At 63.7% G+C, this 16,136-nt stretch carries 13 protein-coding genes; 5 read left to right on the top strand and 8 right to left on the bottom strand.

Annotation, left to right across the window (positions count from 1 at the left end):
* Positions 1–26 precede the first annotated feature (26 nt).
* Genes GA566_RS10720 through GA566_RS10735 form a run of 4 tightly spaced genes read right to left on the bottom strand, consistent with a single transcriptional unit; the run spans position 27 to position 3,345 of the window.
* Complete coding sequence (locus GA566_RS10720; RefSeq protein ID WP_137923109.1) at positions 27–1,208, bottom strand: S49 family peptidase; 1,182 nt, start codon at positions 1,206–1,208, stop codon at positions 27–29.
* Positions 1,209–1,247: 39 nt separating this feature from the next.
* Positions 1,248–1,631 carry a Rieske 2Fe-2S domain-containing protein gene (locus GA566_RS10725; protein WP_160472720.1) on the bottom strand — a complete coding sequence of 128 codons (384 nt, stop codon included), beginning with the start codon at positions 1,629–1,631 and terminating at the stop codon, positions 1,248–1,250.
* Complete coding sequence (locus tag GA566_RS10730) at positions 1,624–2,283, bottom strand: HAD-IA family hydrolase (RefSeq protein WP_137923111.1); 660 nt, start codon at positions 2,281–2,283, stop codon at positions 1,624–1,626. Before GA566_RS10730 ends, GA566_RS10725 begins: the two co-directional genes overlap by 8 nt.
* A gap of 60 nt (positions 2,284–2,343) precedes the next feature.
* Positions 2,344–3,345 carry an RluA family pseudouridine synthase gene (locus GA566_RS10735; RefSeq protein WP_160473278.1) on the bottom strand — a complete coding sequence of 334 codons (1,002 nt, stop codon included), beginning with the start codon at positions 3,343–3,345 and terminating at the stop codon, positions 2,344–2,346.
* Between the two features lie 979 nt (positions 3,346–4,324).
* On the opposite strand from GA566_RS10735, the gene GA566_RS10740 reads away from it, so the two are divergent.
* From GA566_RS10740 to GA566_RS10760, 5 genes are all read left to right on the top strand, one after another.
* Positions 4,325–7,438, top strand: a complete 3,114-nt coding sequence (locus tag GA566_RS10740; protein ID WP_160473279.1) for an Rne/Rng family ribonuclease — start codon at positions 4,325–4,327, stop codon at positions 7,436–7,438.
* 229 nt (positions 7,439–7,667) lie between these two features.
* On the top strand, positions 7,668–8,792 hold the full coding sequence (moaA, locus tag GA566_RS10745) for a GTP 3',8-cyclase MoaA (protein ID WP_160472721.1): 1,125 nt from the start codon (positions 7,668–7,670) through the stop codon (positions 8,790–8,792).
* 8 nt (positions 8,793–8,800) lie between these two features.
* Positions 8,801–9,430, top strand: coding sequence for a molybdenum cofactor guanylyltransferase MobA (mobA, locus tag GA566_RS10750; RefSeq protein WP_160472722.1), 630 nt, complete (start codon positions 8,801–8,803; stop codon positions 9,428–9,430).
* A gap of 28 nt (positions 9,431–9,458) precedes the next feature.
* A complete protein-coding gene (gene glp, locus GA566_RS10755; protein ID WP_160472723.1) occupies positions 9,459–10,745 on the top strand; it encodes a gephyrin-like molybdotransferase Glp in 1,287 nt (428 codons plus the stop codon).
* Positions 10,746–10,971: 226 nt separating this feature from the next.
* Entirely contained in the window at positions 10,972–11,253 is a 282-nt protein-coding gene (locus GA566_RS10760) for a hypothetical protein (protein WP_137923115.1), read from the top strand.
* A gap of 57 nt (positions 11,254–11,310) precedes the next feature.
* Here the strand turns inward: GA566_RS10760 and GA566_RS10765 are convergent, their stop codons facing one another.
* The 4 genes from GA566_RS10765 to GA566_RS10780 form a co-directional block, all read right to left on the bottom strand.
* Positions 11,311–12,699, bottom strand: coding sequence for a DNA recombination protein RmuC (locus GA566_RS10765; RefSeq protein WP_160472724.1), 1,389 nt, complete (start codon positions 12,697–12,699; stop codon positions 11,311–11,313).
* Between the two features lie 49 nt (positions 12,700–12,748).
* Entirely contained in the window at positions 12,749–13,744 is a 996-nt protein-coding gene (locus tag GA566_RS10770; RefSeq protein WP_137923117.1) for a D-glycerate dehydrogenase, read from the bottom strand.
* A 5-nt stretch (positions 13,745–13,749) separates the two neighbouring features.
* Complete coding sequence (locus tag GA566_RS10775; protein ID WP_160472725.1) at positions 13,750–15,180, bottom strand: sodium:proton antiporter; 1,431 nt, start codon at positions 15,178–15,180, stop codon at positions 13,750–13,752.
* A 233-nt stretch (positions 15,181–15,413) separates the two neighbouring features.
* On the bottom strand, positions 15,414–16,106 hold the full coding sequence (locus GA566_RS10780; protein ID WP_137923119.1) for a lactate utilization protein C: 693 nt from the start codon (positions 16,104–16,106) through the stop codon (positions 15,414–15,416).
* Positions 16,107–16,136: the final 30 nt, after the last annotated feature.

The following is a 16,136-nucleotide window of genomic DNA, read 5'->3' on the forward strand; positions in this document are numbered from 1 at the left end:
TTGCTGGGGGAGGGCTTGCCCCACTTTCACCGTACCGACGGCGCGGACGAATTCAGGAGCATCACCTTCATCGCTGCCGAACCCATTGCCGCACCAAACCGCTTGGCCACGCGCTCTGCAACGTTTTCCTTGACCGTGTAGTCGACAATGTCTTCAGCCTTGAGCACATCGCGCGCTACGTAGTCCGCACTGCCCAGGCCATCGGCCAAGCCAAGTTCGACGGCCCGTTCGCCGGACCAGAACAATCCCGAAAACAGTTCCGGATCGTCCTTGAGCCGATCGCCGCGCCCTTCCTTCACCACGTTGATGAACTGTTGGTGGATTTCCTTGAGCATCGATTCCGCATAGGCTTTCTGGCGCGGCACCTGCGGCGAGAACGGATCGAGCATGCCCTTGTTTGAACCTGCCGTGTACAGCCGGCGCTCCACGCCGAGCTTGTCCATGAGACCGGTGAAACCGAACCCATCCATCAGCACGCCGATGGAGCCGACGATGCTGGCCTTGTCGACATAGATCTTGTCAGCCGCCGCCGCCACGTAATAGCCACCCGACGCGCAGATCTCCTCGACAACCACGTAGAACGGCTTGTCCGGATAAGTCTTGCGCAGGCGAGCAATCTCGTCGTTGATGATGCCGGCCTGCACCGGCGAGCCGCCCGGCGAATTGATCTTGAGGATGACGCCTGCTGCGTTGGTATCGGCGAACGCCGCCTGCAGCGATGCATTGATGGACTCCGCGCTGGCAGGGGTGCCGGCCGCGATTTCACCCTCCAGCGTGACCATCGCCGTGTGCCGGCCCGAGGTGCTGGCCAGCCCATCGCCCTTGAAATCGAAGACGGCGAAGACGATCACCGCGAGGATGGCCAGAGTCACCAGCCGGAAGAAAATCTTCCAGCGACGGGCCGCGCGCTGCTCGCGCAGCGTGGCCATCAACACTTTTTCGAGCACATCGCGCTCCCAACCCCCGCCACTGCCGGAACCCACCGGAACACCGCCCTTGCCTGCCATGCGCGCGCGCCGATCGTCGGCCTCGCGCCGGGCCGCTGCCTCGCTGTCCTGCAGTTCCTGCTCCAGCGGATAGTCGGCGCGGCGTACGGTCTCCAGTCTTTCGCTGGCGGGAGATCCCTCGGGATGTTGCCCGGCTTGACCCGATGGTTGACCCGAAAGATCGGAGGAATCGGATGATGGCGGTTTTTGCTGTTCTGTCATGCAAATAGACTCAGGCGTCTGACGGAAAACCGCCCGGCTTCAACTGGCGTCGGGCGGCAGAAAGGGAGCCTCGGGGTGCCAGTAGACTGCACCCTCGCGTTCCTCGATATGAAGCTTGGCCAGCGCGGCGCCCCGGCAAGGGCCGCCTACGCAAAGGCCGGTGTCTGGCGCGTAGGTCGCGCCATGTGTCGCGCACATCAAGTATATGCCCGCACTGTCGAAAAACTGTCCCTCCTGCCAGTCCAGCTCCATGGGGACATGGGCACACTGGTTCAGGTAGCCATGGGCCACGCCATCGTAGCGCACCACAAACGCACCGACCTCACGCGCGTTGAGCCGCACCGTGAAGCGCACGCCCACACCGCCTTCGGCCAGGGCTTCCGCCGCGCACAGCCGGCGAGGCGCGAACAGTCCTTCAGGCATTCGCGAGCAACCAATCGTGCAAATCGGCAATTGACGTAGCGCAATGCACCGGCGACATCGCACGCAGCGAATCGGCGGGATGCGCACCATAGCAGACGCCAAGCCCTTGCGCGCCAGCATTGGCGGCCATCTGCAGATCGTGTGTCGTATCGCCGATCATGACCGTGCGCTCGATGTCCTGGCCCAGTTCTCGGGTCAGCTCGTGCAACATCGCCGGGTGCGGCTTCGAGAATGTTTCATCGGCACAGCGCGTGGCATCGAACAGCTTGCCCAGGCCGGTGCTGGCCAGCGCGCGCTCCAGGCCCACGCGCGTCTTGCCGGTGGCCACACCGAGGAAATAGTGCTCCGCGTGCAACGCTTCGAGCATTTCCCGTACGCCTGGAAACAGCACGAGTTCGGCGTCGCGGGTCAGGAAGTGAAAGCGATAGCGTTCGGCCAGACGCGGATAGTCGGTGGGATCGAGCGATGGCACTGCGTACGACAGCGCGTCCTTGAGACCGAGTCCGATCACATGGCTGGCCGCGCTGTCGTCGGGCACTGGCAGCCCCAGGTCACGGCTGGCCAACTGAATGCACTTGGTGATGGTGGGCGTGGAATCCATCAGGGTTCCATCCCAGTCGAAAACGATCAGGTCGTAGCGCTGCCTGGCCATTGCGGTCCTTGGTCGATGCGGAAAGTGTGCAGAAGGATGTTGGACAGTGCGCCCCAGCCGTCAGGCCGCGCCGTCGATCTGCTTCAATTGTTGCAGAAATTCAACACATTCGGCGGGCAACGGCGCCGAGACGGTCATTGGCTCGCCCGTACTCGGATGCGTAAGCGTCAAGCGGTGGGCGTGCAGGAACATTCGCTTGATGCCGGGACGAACACCGCTGCGTGAAAGTGCCTTATTCAGCGCAAAGTCACCGTACTTGTCGTCGCCAACGATCGGAAAGCCGATGGACTGCAGATGGACACGAATCTGGTGCGTTCGGCCGGTCTTCAGCTCTGCCTCCAGCAGCGTGTAACCCTCGAACGACTTCACCCGGTTGAACACCGTGTGTGACGCCAAGCCATCGGCCTGCACCCTGACCCGACGCTCTCCGTCCGCAGTGCTGTATTTATATAGAGGGAGTTTTACATGTTGCCGTGCGTTCTGGAATTCGCCGGCAACGCAGGCGAAGTACCTTTTGTCCATGCCGTTGCCACGGATCTGCTCGTGCAGGTTCACGAGCGCTGACCGCTTCTTGGCGAGCACCAGCACGCCAGATGTCTCGCGATCCAGCCGATGAACCAGTTCGAGGAACTTCGCTTCGGGTCGCGCCCGGCGCAACTGCTCGATAACACCGAACGCCACGCCCGATCCGCCATGCACCGCCACGCCAGCCGGCTTGTCAATGACCAAAAGGTGGGTATCTTCGAACAACACCGGAAACTCGCCAGCCGGCACGTGCTGGCCCGTGTCTGCGGCCTTCTCCGCCACGCGCATCGGTGGAATCCGCACCACATCGCCAATCTGCAACCGATAGGTTGCATCTATGCGCCCCTTGTTGACGCGTACCTCGCCGGAGCGCAGCACCCGATAGATGTGGCTCTTCGGTACCCCCTTGGCGATCTTCAGCAGGAAGTTGTCGATGCGCTGCCCATCGGCGCTTTCATCGATCGTGACATACGCCACCTGGAGCGCGGCGGGACGCGATTGCGGCTCCGTTTCAATTTGATGGCGTAACTCATTCATTTTCAATATAATTTCCCGGCTGTTGCTGGCCAAGGACCGGCAACGCGCGACTTTGTGTAAGCGATGTTTGGCGCGAATCCGGATCGTATGTACCTGCCAGGTTTGCGGCAGGCCGGTACGGAATGTGCGAGAAACACCAAGCCTTGTCTTGGGTAGTCTCACCAGTATCCGCGCAAGATTCCGCATTTTACACTTCGGGTTGCCATCGACCCGGCCCGTCTCCCGCATGTTGCGTACCCCGCAAGGCGCCAGACGGGCAAATGGTGGCAAACAGCAGCACGCACGCGTTGCGCTGGCGCGCAGGAAGTCGCCCAGAGGCGCCTTCGGCAAAAGCCGGCCGACACGTGGAAACAGAGTGTTCAGGCAGAAAAGAATTCAATGCGGATGCCGCAGCATGGCATCCGCAACGGTGAGAGAAGACCGCCCGCACCGGGAATCGGTGCCGGCCCCGGCAGGTAACCCTGTCACCCGACCTGAAGTATCGGCCGCGACTTGCCGCCCTTTGCCGTCATCCGGCAAGGCGGCACTGGCGCCCGGACGCAGAACGCCAAGAAGCAGCGGCGCGCCCGAACGCGGTACAGGTCGGATTGACTCGGCAAGCCTTGCCGCGTCCGGATAAGTTGCTCTTTGACGCGTCCTGGCCATCCCGGCCCGGCAGCGATTGGTAGCGTAGACCTGTGCCACTGGCACGGACACCTTCCCGTCGCCCGCCCCGCCGGCATCCGCCAGAAGCCGTTGCATCAGGAGCAGGCCCATTTGCCCTCTCCCGACCCGGCGGACCGCCCGCATCGTTTGCGGGAGCCAGAACGCCCACAGCCTCTCCTTTCACCCGCGCCCAGCCGGCCGCGTGCATTGCGCGCCGGCAATTCCGGCAATTCTCCCGACCTCGCTCTCTTTCCTCGCGTGCTCCCTGGACCGTCGCGGGCATGATCCCCTCATGACCCATCGATCTCCCGCGACACTGGAGCGAGGTATTGCGATGAAACGCATGCTGTTCAACGCGACGCAACAGGAAGAACTGCGCGTCGCCATCGTCGATGGTCAGAAACTGATCGACATCGACATCGAGACTGCCGGGCGCGAACAGCGCAAGGGCAACATCTACAAGGGTGTCATCACCCGCATCGAGCCGTCGCTCGAGGCGTGCTTCGTCAACTACGGCGAAGAGCGCCACGGCTTCCTGCCGTTCAAGGAAGTGGCTCGTGCCTTCTTCAAGGACGGCGTGGACGTGCGCAATGCGCGCATCCAGGATGCGCTGCACGAAGGCCAGGAACTGATCGTCCAGGTGGAGAAGGAAGAACGCGGCAACAAAGGCGCTGCCCTGACGACGTTCATCTCGCTCGCCGGCCGCTACCTGGTGCTGATGCCGAACAACCCGCGTGGCGGCGGCGTATCGCGCCGCATCGAGGGCGAGGATCGCCAGGAACTGCGCGAGACCATGGCGCAACTCCAGGTGCCGGAAGGCATGAGCATCATCGCGCGCACCGCCGGTATCGGCCGTGCCGCCGAAGAGCTGCAATGGGATCTGAACTACCTGCTGCAACTGTGGAAGGCCATCGACGGCGCCGCCGGTGACAACAAGGCGCCGCTGCTGATCTATCTGGAGTCCAGCCTTGTCATCCGCGCCATCCGGGATTACTTCCAGCCCGACATTGGCGAAATCCTGATCGACACCGACGAAATCCACGAGCAGGCCCGCGCGTTCATGAGCGTGGTGATGCCCGACAACATGAACCGCGTGAAGAAGTACCGGGACGACGTGCCCCTCTTCTCGCGTTTCCAGATCGAGCACCAGATCGAATCGGCGTACTCGCGCATGGTGATGCTGCCCTCTGGCGGTGCCATCGTGATCGACCATACCGAAGCCCTCGTGTCGGTTGACGTGAACTCGGCCCGCGCCACCAAGGGTGCGGACATCGAGGAAACCGCGCTGCGCACGAACCTGGAAGCCGCCGACGAGATTGCCCGCCAGCTGCGCCTGCGCGACCTGGGCGGCCTGATCGTGATCGACTTCATCGACATGGAGTCCGGCAAGGCCCAGAAGGACGTGGAAACGCGTCTGAAGGACGCCCTGCGCCACGACCGCGCCCGCGTGCAGATGGGCAAGATCAGCCGCTTCGGCCTGATGGAACTGTCGCGCCAGCGCCTGCGTCCTTCGCTGTCGGAAGGCTCGCACATCACCTGCCCGCGCTGCAATGGAACAGGTCACATCCGCGATACCGAATCGTCCGCCCTGCAGGTGCTGCGCATCATCCAGGAAGAGGCGATGAAGGAAAACACGGCCGCCATTCACTGCCAGGTGCCGGTGGAAGTGGCCGCTTTCCTGTTGAACGAGAAGCGTCAGGACATCAACCTGATCGAACTGCGCTTCAAGGTCAATGTGCTGCTGATCCCGAACAAGCATCTGGAAACGCCGCACTACAAGCTCGAACGCCTGCGCCACGACGATCCGCGCCTGGAAGACTCCACCGCCAGCTATCGCATGGCGGAAGCGGCTGCGAAGGAACTCGAAGCCGACACGAGCTACAGCAGCCGCAAGAAGGAAGATGCACGTCCGCGCCAGGAAGCGGCCGTCAAGGGCATCACGCCTGACGCTCCGGCCCCGGTCTCGGTACCGCGCGCGGAACGTGCGCCAAAGCCCGATGCAGCAGCACGCCCGACGCCGGCTACGCAGCCCGTCACGGGCGGCGGCATCATCGGCTGGCTCAAGAGTCTGTTCGGCGCAACGCCGGCACCTGCTCCCGTGGCAGAGCCGGTCAAACCGGCAGTTGAATCGCCGGCACGCGGCGAAGGCCGTCAAGGCCGTGGCCAGCGTGGTGAGCGCGGCGAAGGCCGCCAGGCCCGTGGCGAGCGCGGTGGTGAACAGCGCGGCGAGCGCGGTGACCGAGGCGAGCGTGGCGAACGCCAGGGTCGCGGCCAGCGTGGCGAGCGCTCCGATCAGCAGCGCGGTGAACAGCGCGAGCAACGCGAGTCACGTGAACAACGCGAACCGCGTGAAGCACGTGAGCCGCGCGAGGCCCGTGAACCGCGCGAACCGCGTGGCGAACGCCAGCCGCGCGCACCGCGTGAAGGCCAGGCCACTCCGGCCGTGGTTCAGGGCGAGCGCACCGAAGGCCGTCAGGAAGGTCGTCGCGAACGCAACCAGGAACGCCGCGAGCGCCAGCGCGAACGCCAGCGTGAACGGGCCGAAGGTCGCGAGACCGACGAAACGCTGACCGAAGGCCAGGCTGCACAGCAGACCGCGTTCGAAGCCGCCCAGGCTGCGCCGGCCTACGCCGCCAATACCGACAGCGCTGCAACCGACATCCCGGCAGGTGCCGAGGGCGCCGAGGCAGCATTCGAAGGTGCGGAAGGTACGGAAGGCGAAGAACGTCGTCGCCGTAACCGTCGTGGTCGCAATCGTTATCGTCGCGAACGCGAAGATGGCGCGCAGAACCTTGAAGTCAATGAGGCCAATCTGGCGGAAGTCAGCAGCGGCGTGACGGAATCGGAGTCCGATTCGGAGCCGGTGACAACGCCGGCATCGGCGGCAGCCCCGGCACCTCAGGTTGCCTCGCCGACCCAGCACGTAGAGTCCGCTCCCGTGGCTCGCGCCGAGCCAGTTGTCCAGGCGCCGGTTGCCGAGCCCGTGTTCGCAGCCGTTGCAACGCCCCAGGCGGAAGCCGTGGTGCCGCCTGCGCCGGCGTATGTTGCACCCGCACCGGTAGCGGCTCCGGCAGTCGAGGCTCCGGCGGTTGCTACGGCACCGGTCGTCCCTGAGCAAGTCATCGTGACGGCTGATGTGGCGCCTGCCCCGGTTCCGGCTGTGGAAGCCGCCGTGGTGGCCGCTGCAGCACCTGCAGCAGTTCAGGCAACGCCGAAGACGGATGTCGCACTGGAGCCGATGCTTGAGGCTGCAGGCCTGCAGTGGGTCGAAACGGACTCCAGCAAACATGCTGCAGCGCAGGAAGCCGCCGCACGCGTCGCCCCGGCTGCACGGGTGGTGCGCGAGCGCAAGCCGCTGCCGCCGCTGCCGGAAGGTCCGATGGTCCTGGTGGAAACCGGCGGCCAGCAACGCGATACGGCGCAGCAACAACAGCAGCAACAGCAATAAGCTGCGGCGCACGTTGTGACGAGGGGACGGCAATGCCGTCCCCTTTTTCGTTGGTGACCCAGGTGATGGGCGGCATCCCGGCGCTGTATCCCCATGCCCACCTGCAAACTGTATTGCAGATGAGACAAGCGCGCGCGCGTCGTCCTTCGGCTTGCGGCTAGAATGGCGGCAGACGCCGCACCGCAACCAGCCGGGTCCCCACTCCCTGACGGCAGCGGCCAGACCAGCCATGACCGACACTGTCATTCCGATTTTCGACATGCGCGACCACCGATACAAGTCGATGGTGCCGAGCATCCCTTCGCGCCTGTCTGCACCGACCGGGCTCGTCGCGGATACGCGTGGCCGGCCACTGCATGACCTGCGTATCTCGGTGACAGATCGCTGCAATTTTCGTTGCGTCTACTGTATGCCGAAGGAAGTGTTCGACAAGGACTACACCTTCCTGCCGCATTCCGAACTACTGAGCTTCGAGGAAATCGAGCGCGCCGCACGGCTGTTTGTCGCCCAGGGTGTCGAGAAGATCCGGCTGACTGGCGGCGAGCCGCTGCTGCGCAAGAACATCGAGCGTCTTGTGGAGATGCTCGCGCGCATCGAGACGCCCTCCGGCAAGCCGCTGGACCTGACGCTGACCACCAATGCCTCGCTGCTCGCGCGCAAGGCGCAGTCGTTGCGAGACGCGGGCCTGAGCCGTGTCACGGTCAGCCTCGACGCCATCGACGACACCACGTTCCGCAAGATGAACGATGTGGACTTCGCCGTGCGCGATGTGTTGCACGGCATCGAGGTGGCGCAGTCCGTTGGACTCGCGCCGATCAAGGTCAACATGGTGGTCAAGCGCGGCACCAACGATCAGGAGATCGTGCCAATTGCGCGCCATTTCCGAAACAGCGGCATCATCGTCCGATTCATCGAATTCATGGATGTAGGCGCCAGCAATCACTGGCAGATGGGCGAGGTCCTGCCCTCCGCCGAGATCGTGCGCCGGATCGACGAGGTCTTTCCGCTTGAAGCCCTGACGGCCAACTACTCGGGCGAGACGGCCGAGCGCTGGCGCTATCGCGATGGCGGCGGCGAGATCGGCGTGATTTCGAGCGTGACGCATGCGTTTTGCGGCGATTGCAGCCGCATTCGCTTGTCCACCGAAGGCCGGCTGTATCTCTGCCTGTTTGCGACCGAGGGCTATGACCTGCGCGCCTTGCTGCGCGGCGGACACAGCGACCTCGAAATCGGCAACGCCATCGCCCAGGTCTGGCAGGGGCGCACCGACAACTATTCAGAACAACGCAGCAACCCCGCAGTACGTGCTGCGCGGGCCGAGCGGAAGATCGAAATGTCGTACATCGGTGGATGAGTCGGCGGATGATCGAGCGGGATGACATCACGGGCCTGATCCTCGCCGGTGGGCGCGGCAGCCGCATGGGCGGCACGGACAAGGGACTGCAGCCATTCCTCGGCCGACCGATGGTCCGGCACACGATCGCACGGCTGGCGCCGCAAACCGGTGCGCAATTGATCAGCGCGAACCGCAATGCCGAGATCTATGCGACGTTCGGCATTCCGGTGATCCAAGACGACATCCCGGATTTTCCCGGGCCGCTGGCCGGCATGCTCGCCGCCCTGGCCCAATGCAAGACGGACTGGATGGTCACCGCACCGTGCGATACCCCGTTCCTGCCGCTTGATCTGGTCGAGCGCCTGGCCCGTGCCATTGACATGGAAGGCGCCGACATGGCGATCCCCTTGGTCAAGGAAGCCGATGGCCGCCACCGTCTGCAGCCTGTGTTCTGCCTGATGCCAGTGAGCGCCGCCGCCAGTCTGCGCACCTATGTCGATGCGGGACATCGCAAGATAGAAACGTGGTTGACCGCGCAGCATCTGGCGCAGGTGCCGTTCGAGGACGCATCTGCGTTCGCGAACATCAACACACTCGACGAACTGCGCGCGCACGAAACCTCAAGCCGCCCTCGCGAGCCGGCGCCCCGGCCCTGAGCCGCGGCGCAAATCTACGCCATCCACCATGCCTTCCCTGCAATCCGTCATCTCTTGCCAGTCTGACTACGACCCCACGGCGCTACCCGTCACCCAGGCCAACGCCATCATTGCGGATGTGATCGAGCCCGTGCGCGGCATCGAGCAATTGCCGATCCGCTCGGCGTTGTCGCGTGTGCTGGCCAACGACGTGATCTCGTCGATCGACGTGCCCGCACACGACAACTCGGCCATGGACGGCTACGCGTTTGCCGGCGCGATGCTGAATCAAGGCGATGGCGATGTCGTCCTGGAAGTCAGCGGCACCGCGTATGCGGGCAATGCATTCGATGGCGAAGCAAAGGCGGGACAGGCCGTGCGCATCATGACTGGCGCGGTCATGCCGGCGGGCTGCGACACCGTCATTCCACAGGAATTCGTCGAGATCCAGGCCGGTGGCAATCAAGTTCGATTTCGCCCGGACGCGGTTCGTGCTGGCGACAACCGCCGTCGCCAAGGCGAGGATCTGGCGCGTGGACAAGCCGCCTTGCGGGCCGGCCGCATCCTGACCCCGGCAGACCTGGGCCTGATGGCTTCGCTCGGCGTGGCCGAGGTCAAGGTACGCCGGCGCCTGCGCGTCGCGTTTTTCTCCACGGGTGACGAGCTGCGCTCGATTGGCGAAACGCTGGACCCTGGCTGCGTTTACGATTCGAACCGCTACACCCTGCATGGCATGCTGCAACGACTCAATGTCGAACTGATCGATATGGGCGTGGTGCGCGACGATCCGGAAATCATGGAAGCTGCATTCCGCACCGCCTGCGAAGTTGCCGATGCCGTCATCACTTCCGGGGGTGTATCGGTAGGCGATGCAGACTATACGAAGCAGATCATGGCCCGTCTCGGAGACGTCAGTTTCTGGAAGATTGCCATGCGGCCCGGCCGGCCCATGGCCTTTGGCCGGATTGCCTCGGGCGGCCATGAAGCCGTGCTGTTCGGATTGCCAGGCAACCCGGTAGCCGTGATGGTCACCTTCTACAATTTCGTGCGCGGCGCGCTGCACCGACTGATGGGGGCCGATGTGGCGCCGTTGCCGCGCATCCGCGTACGCAGCGCTACGCCGATTCGGAAACGCCCGGGCCGTACCGAATACCAACGCGGCATTGTGGCACCCGGTCCGGACGGCGAACTGGAAGTCCGCGTCACAGGCGAACAGGGTTCGGGAGTGCTGCGTTCGATGAGCGAGGCCAACGGCTTTATCGTGCTTGATCACGATCAAACATCGGTGGCGGCTGGCGACCTGGTCAGCGTAATGCTGTTCGACGGGCTGGTCTGACCGGCAGTGTCTGGCCGCTTGGCGGAACGACCAACGCGCGGCCTAAGCAATACCGCGCTTTCGGTTCTCGTGTGCGGTGTCGTATTTGTGCCGCACTCTGCGCGGAAAGCACGCACCGATTCCTAAAATGCCTGCTCTGCCAGTCAGGCAGACTATGCGACGTACTTTGCAGTCGCTACACTTGCACCACGAAAAACCGATTTCCCCCAACATTGTGTCTGTCGTCATGAACCAGGAGATCGCCTATCTCCACCCCGTCAAGACAGCTCGTGCGCTGGTGCTTGTGTATCTGTGCTTCTCGGTACCAATCGTCGCCATGGGCCTGTTTGTGGCGTTTGTACGCTACGGTGATCTGCCCGGCATCGCGGTCTTCACGGCCCTGATCCTGAACGCGCTGATCGGCTTTGGCCTGCTGTGGCTCGGCTGTCGCGCCTATAACTGGGTGGCTGCCCGATTCGGCGGCATCGAAGTTCACATCCGCGAACTCACCCCCGAAGATCGGCAGTAGTCGCGCGCAAGTCATCCCGCGCCGTCGCCTCCGCAGCACAGACGGACCGCCATCGGATCAGACCAGGCGGTCTTCCTGCCCTTCCCCGCTCTCCTGCACGGCTTCCTGCGAACTGGCTGCTCCGACCATCTGACCGGCTTCGTCCGGCGCCACCGGTCCGGACGTGCCCAGCAACTGCTCCGCCAACTCTCCCGGCAATGCCTCCACGGTGCGCAGCTTGCGCTCCATCTGCCGCGTACGGACTTCCGCCTGCTCGATATTGCGCGCGGCGCGCACCAGCGTATCGCGCGTTTTGGCGAGCACTTCACCGAATTTGCCGAACTCCGTCTTTACGGCGCCCAGCACCTCCCAGACCTCGCTTGACCGCTTTTCCAGCGCCAGCGTGCGGAATCCCATCTGCAGGCTGTTGAGCAGGGCCGTCAGTGTTGTCGGACCCGCCACGGTCACACGGAAATCGCGCTGCAACTGATCGGTCAATCCGGGGCGGCGCAGTACTTCGGCATAAAGTCCCTCGGTCGGCAGAAACAGGATTGCAAAATCAGTGGTCGCCGGTGGCGACAGATACTTCTCGGCGATGCGCTGAGCCTCGCGCCGCACGGCCACTTCCAGCTCACGGCTGGCTGCCTGGGCGGTCTCGGCATCCCCGCGTTCCTGCGCGTCAATCAATCGCTCGTACTGCTCCTTCGGGAACTTGGCATCGATCGGCAGCCAGACCGGCGCCGCACCGGCATCGCGGCCCGGCAGCCGGATCGCGAACTCCACGCGTGCGCCCGAGTTGCGCACGGTTTCCACATTCTTGCCGTACTGCTCCGGTGTCAGCACCTGCTCAAGCAGCATGTCGAGCTGCACTTCGCCCCAGGTTCCGCGCGACTTCACATTGGTCAGCACCCGCTTGAGATCGCCCACGCCCTGCGCCAGCACCTGCATCTCGCCCAACCCGCGGTGCACCTGTTCCAGCCGATCCGAGACAAGCTTGAACGATTCGCCCAGCCGCTGCTCCAGCGTCGCATGCAGCTTCTCGTCCACGGTGCGTCGCATCTCTTCGAGCTTGGCCGCATTGTTGGCCTCGATATCGCGGAGCTTCTGTTCGAGCGTGGCGCGCACATCGGCCAGCCTTCGCTCGTTGGACTCGGACATCTGCGCCAGTTGCTGCTGTTGCACCGTGGCAATGCTCGTCAACTGCGCCGACAGTTGCTGCTGGAAACGCAGCATCTGCTGGCCCGCCTCACCGCGATTGCCCCGTGCCATCTCTGCCAACTCCAGACGCAACTCGCGCTCCAGCCGCTCAAGACCGCGCGACGTGTCTTCGCGCACGTCGTCGCGCAGTTCGCCAAGCTGCGGAGACAGGTCGGCAGACCCCTTGCGGGGCATGCGCACAAGGAGGATCGCCAGCAGTACCACCGAGACGATGGCGGCTGCGAGCGTGAGCCACGAAATCAAGGACATGGAGAGGAAGAGCGGGTGATGTCAGCGACGAGGTATCAACGACAAGCTTTCAGCGGCGACGAACCATGACGTCGGGATTGATGACGGTCGGTGGCTTGCCCGCCTGCGGGCCAAGATCGAGCGCCGCAATCAGGTTATCCGCCGCCAGATTGGCCATTGCGCGTCGCGTCTTCTCCGAAGCGCTTGCGATGTGCGGCGTCAGGACAACGTTCGGCACCGTCAGCAGGTCGGGATGCACGCTCGGCTCGCCTTCGAACACATCCAGCCCTGCCGCGAAAATCGTGCGCGCGCGCAACGCTGCTGCCAGTGCCGCATCATCGACGATACCGCCGCGCGCCAGATTCACCAGCGTGGCCGTTGGTTTCATTTGCGAGAGTTCCGTCGCGCCGATGGTGTGGTGACTCTCCGCACTGTACGGCAACACCAGGATGAGGTGATCCGACTGCTGCAGTAGCTCGGCCTTGCTGACATAGCGTGCGTTGAGCGACTGCTCGATCTCGGCGGGCAACTGACTGCGGTTGTGATACAGCACCTGCATGTCGAAGCCTGACGCACGGCGCGCCAGGCCCTGCCCGATGCGTCCCATGCCGAGAATGCCGAGCGTGCTGCCATGAAGATCCATGCCGACCAGCATGTCGTAGCTCCACCGCTCCCACTTGCCGGCCCGTAGATAGTGCTCGCCCTCGGTCACCCGTCGCGCCGTAGCCATCAGCAGCGCCCATCCGAAATCGGCCGTGGTTTCCGTCAGCACATCGGGCGTATTGGTCGCGACAATGCCCGCCGCCGTCAACGCCGGCAGGTCGAGATTGTTGTAGCCCACCGCCATGTTGCAGACCGCACGCAACTGCGGCAGCGCGCCAACCACATTTCCATCGATCCGATCGGCGGCATTGGCCAGCACGCCAGCCTTGCCGGCCAGCCGCGTGCGTAGCGCCGCGGCATCCAGCACCAGATCCTGCTGGTTGTCATCGACATCGAAATACTGCGAAAGACGTTCGATGACATCGGGGAAGATGGCACGGGTCACCAGGACGGAGGGCTTCATGGTAGTCAGACTCGGAAGAATAAGAACGTCATCAGCAGGAACAGCGGCACCAGCACGGCGCACGAGTACGCCATGTAGCCGAAGAAACTCGGCATGCGCACGCCGCGGCTCTCCGCAATCGCTTTCACCATCAGGTTGGGCGCGTTGCCGATATAGGTATTCGCGCCCATGAACACGGCGCCAGCCGAAATCGCCGCCAGGGTAGAGGCATCGCGCGTCATCAGCGTAGCGGCGTCGCCGCCGGCCGTGTTGAAGAATACAAGATAGGTCGGCGCATTATCGAGGAACGACGACAGGATGCCGGTGGCCCAGAAATACATGCTGTCGATGGGCTGCCCATTGCTGTCGCTGACCGTACGGATCACGCCGGAGAATGCGCCGTCCGTACCGGCCTTGAGCATCGCGATCACAGGGATGATGGTCAGGAAAATGCCGGCAAAGAGCTTGCCCACTTCGAGCATCGGCTCCCAGTTGAACTCATTGCCACTGCGCGCCGACGCCGGCGTCAAGATCAACGACAGGATCGTCACGATCACCAGCAACACATCGCGCACCAGCGCCGGCAGCGGCACCTCCGTGCCCATCACGTCGAAAACGACACCGGGCTTCCAGAGTCCGCTCATCAGCACGAGACCAACCACCGCCACGAGCAGCAGGAAATTGATCTTGCCATCGATGCGGATGCCCGCCGAGTCCGGCGTGGGGTCCTGCCCACGCGGCAACTCCTCCTCGCGATTCAGAAAGTAATGCCGGTCAACGAAGTAAAACAGACTCAGCAGCACAACCCAGATGAACAACGTCTCCGGCAGAAGGTTGCGCAGCGTCCAGGTGAATTCCACACCCTTGAGGAAGCCCAGAAACAGCGGCGGATCGCCCAGCGGCGTCAGCGCACCGCCGGCGTTAGCTACGAGGAAGATGAAGAACACCACTACATGTGCCACATGCTTGCGGTTATCGTTCGCGCGAAGCAGCGGGCGGATCAGCAACATGGCCGCGCCCGTGGTGCCCATGAGGCTGGCCAGTACCGTGCCCAACGCCAGGATGGTCGTATTCAGTTTCGGCGTGCCATGCAGGTTGCCGCGCACGCAGATGCCGCCCGCCACCACATAGAGCGCGGTCAGCAGCACGATGAACGGGATGTATTCGCCCAGCAGCGCGTGGACGGTGTTGGCCACAGCCGTGTGCAGGCCGAACTGCATGGCGAACGGGACCAGGAACAGTGCGCCCCAGGCCATCGCGACCTTGCCGTAATGGTGATGCCAGAACTTCGGCGCGATCAGCGGGAACAGGGCAATCGAAAGGAGAGTGCCGGCGAAGGGCACGCCCCAGACTGCGGAAAGCGTGGCGCCGTCGAGATCCGCCGCCTGCGCCCACGCAGGAAACAGCAATGTCGAGGCAAACAGAATCTGAGGAAGCAGCGTGACAACACGACGCATCGGATGAGGACTCCTTATTCTTGAACCACTCGCGCGGCCCGTCGTGCGTGAAACGCAGCGGACCTGGGACTTCCCAGGCGTTGCCGGCGATGAACTGGATGACGAAACGCGCGCGCGTCCGGATTTTCACCAGGGCGTGGAACGTCAGCGCGCAACGAAGCGGTCAGTGTAAAGCAAAGCCCTTTGAGAAAGGTCTCAATGTATCCGGCTGCGGTATTGGGTCATGTCGCCCTTCACACGGCATCCTGCTCCACCAGCACCACGTGGACCCGATACGGGCCATGCGCACCCAGTACGATCGTCTGTTCGATATCCCCGGTGCGGGAGGGACCGCTGATGATGTTGGTGGCGCGCGGCAACTGGCCGTGCTCGGCGCGCATGCGTGCAAAGGCCGCTTCCAGATTCGGGACGATGCGGGAGGCCGGCACCACCGCGATGTGCGTCTCGGGCAGCAGCGCTGCCGAAGCAAAGGTGTCGGGCCCCGACAGCAGCATCAGCGAGCCGGTCTCGGCAATCGCCACGAAGCACCCTGTGATGCCAACGAGATCGCCATGATCCCGATCTCCCTGCGGATCGCGCAGCGGCGGACGGCATTCCACCGTCAGTCCCGACTCGGCCCATGGCAGGTTTTCCAGAGCGGCCCACACCACCGCGCGGCGCACGAGTTTCAGGCCATCGAGATAGCGCGACACGGCACCCGGCACATCGGCCAGCGTGGCAACGCGGTCCACGGTCGACGCCATCTTCTGCGCCTGCAGGCTGAATGCTTCAGCCAGATCGCCATCGATGGCGGGTTGCGGTCCTTGCGGATGACGCTCGAGATAGTCGGCCACCGCCTGGCGCTCGCCATCGGTCACCTTCGCGCCCCTGCCCTGGGCGGCACGGATGCGGGCAAAGATGCGGTCACGGGCGTCGTTGGTTTCCATGTCGATGTGTAGAGATAACGGCTTGTACGA

This window comes from Cupriavidus sp. SW-Y-13, assembly GCF_009793345.1.
GTDB lineage: Bacteria > Pseudomonadota > Gammaproteobacteria > Burkholderiales > Burkholderiaceae > Cupriavidus.

Excerpts from the sequence above, each read along its gene's own strand:
- GA566_RS10720 (WP_137923109.1), bottom strand. The coding sequence starts at position 1,208 with ATGACAGAACAGCAAAAACCGCCATCATCCGATTCCTCCGATCTTTCG.
- GA566_RS10725 (WP_160472720.1), bottom strand. The coding sequence starts at position 1,631 with ATGCCTGAAGGACTGTTCGCGCCTCGCCGGCTGTGCGCGGCGGAAGCC.
- GA566_RS10730 (WP_137923111.1), bottom strand. The coding sequence starts at position 2,283 with ATGGCCAGGCAGCGCTACGACCTGATCGTTTTCGACTGGGATGGAACC.
- GA566_RS10735 (WP_160473278.1), bottom strand. The coding sequence starts at position 3,345 with ATGAATGAGTTACGCCATCAAATTGAAACGGAGCCGCAATCGCGTCCC.
- GA566_RS10740 (WP_160473279.1), top strand. The coding sequence starts at position 4,325 with ATGAAACGCATGCTGTTCAACGCGACGCAACAGGAAGAACTGCGCGTC.
- moaA (WP_160472721.1), top strand. The coding sequence starts at position 7,668 with ATGACCGACACTGTCATTCCGATTTTCGACATGCGCGACCACCGATAC.
- mobA (WP_160472722.1), top strand. The coding sequence starts at position 8,801 with ATGATCGAGCGGGATGACATCACGGGCCTGATCCTCGCCGGTGGGCGC.
- glp (WP_160472723.1), top strand. The coding sequence starts at position 9,459 with ATGCCTTCCCTGCAATCCGTCATCTCTTGCCAGTCTGACTACGACCCC.
- GA566_RS10760 (WP_137923115.1), top strand. The coding sequence starts at position 10,972 with ATGAACCAGGAGATCGCCTATCTCCACCCCGTCAAGACAGCTCGTGCG.
- GA566_RS10765 (WP_160472724.1), bottom strand. The coding sequence starts at position 12,699 with ATGTCCTTGATTTCGTGGCTCACGCTCGCAGCCGCCATCGTCTCGGTG.
- GA566_RS10770 (WP_137923117.1), bottom strand. The coding sequence starts at position 13,744 with ATGAAGCCCTCCGTCCTGGTGACCCGTGCCATCTTCCCCGATGTCATC.
- GA566_RS10775 (WP_160472725.1), bottom strand. The coding sequence starts at position 15,180 with ATGCGTCGTGTTGTCACGCTGCTTCCTCAGATTCTGTTTGCCTCGACA.
- GA566_RS10780 (WP_137923119.1), bottom strand. The coding sequence starts at position 16,106 with ATGGAAACCAACGACGCCCGTGACCGCATCTTTGCCCGCATCCGTGCC.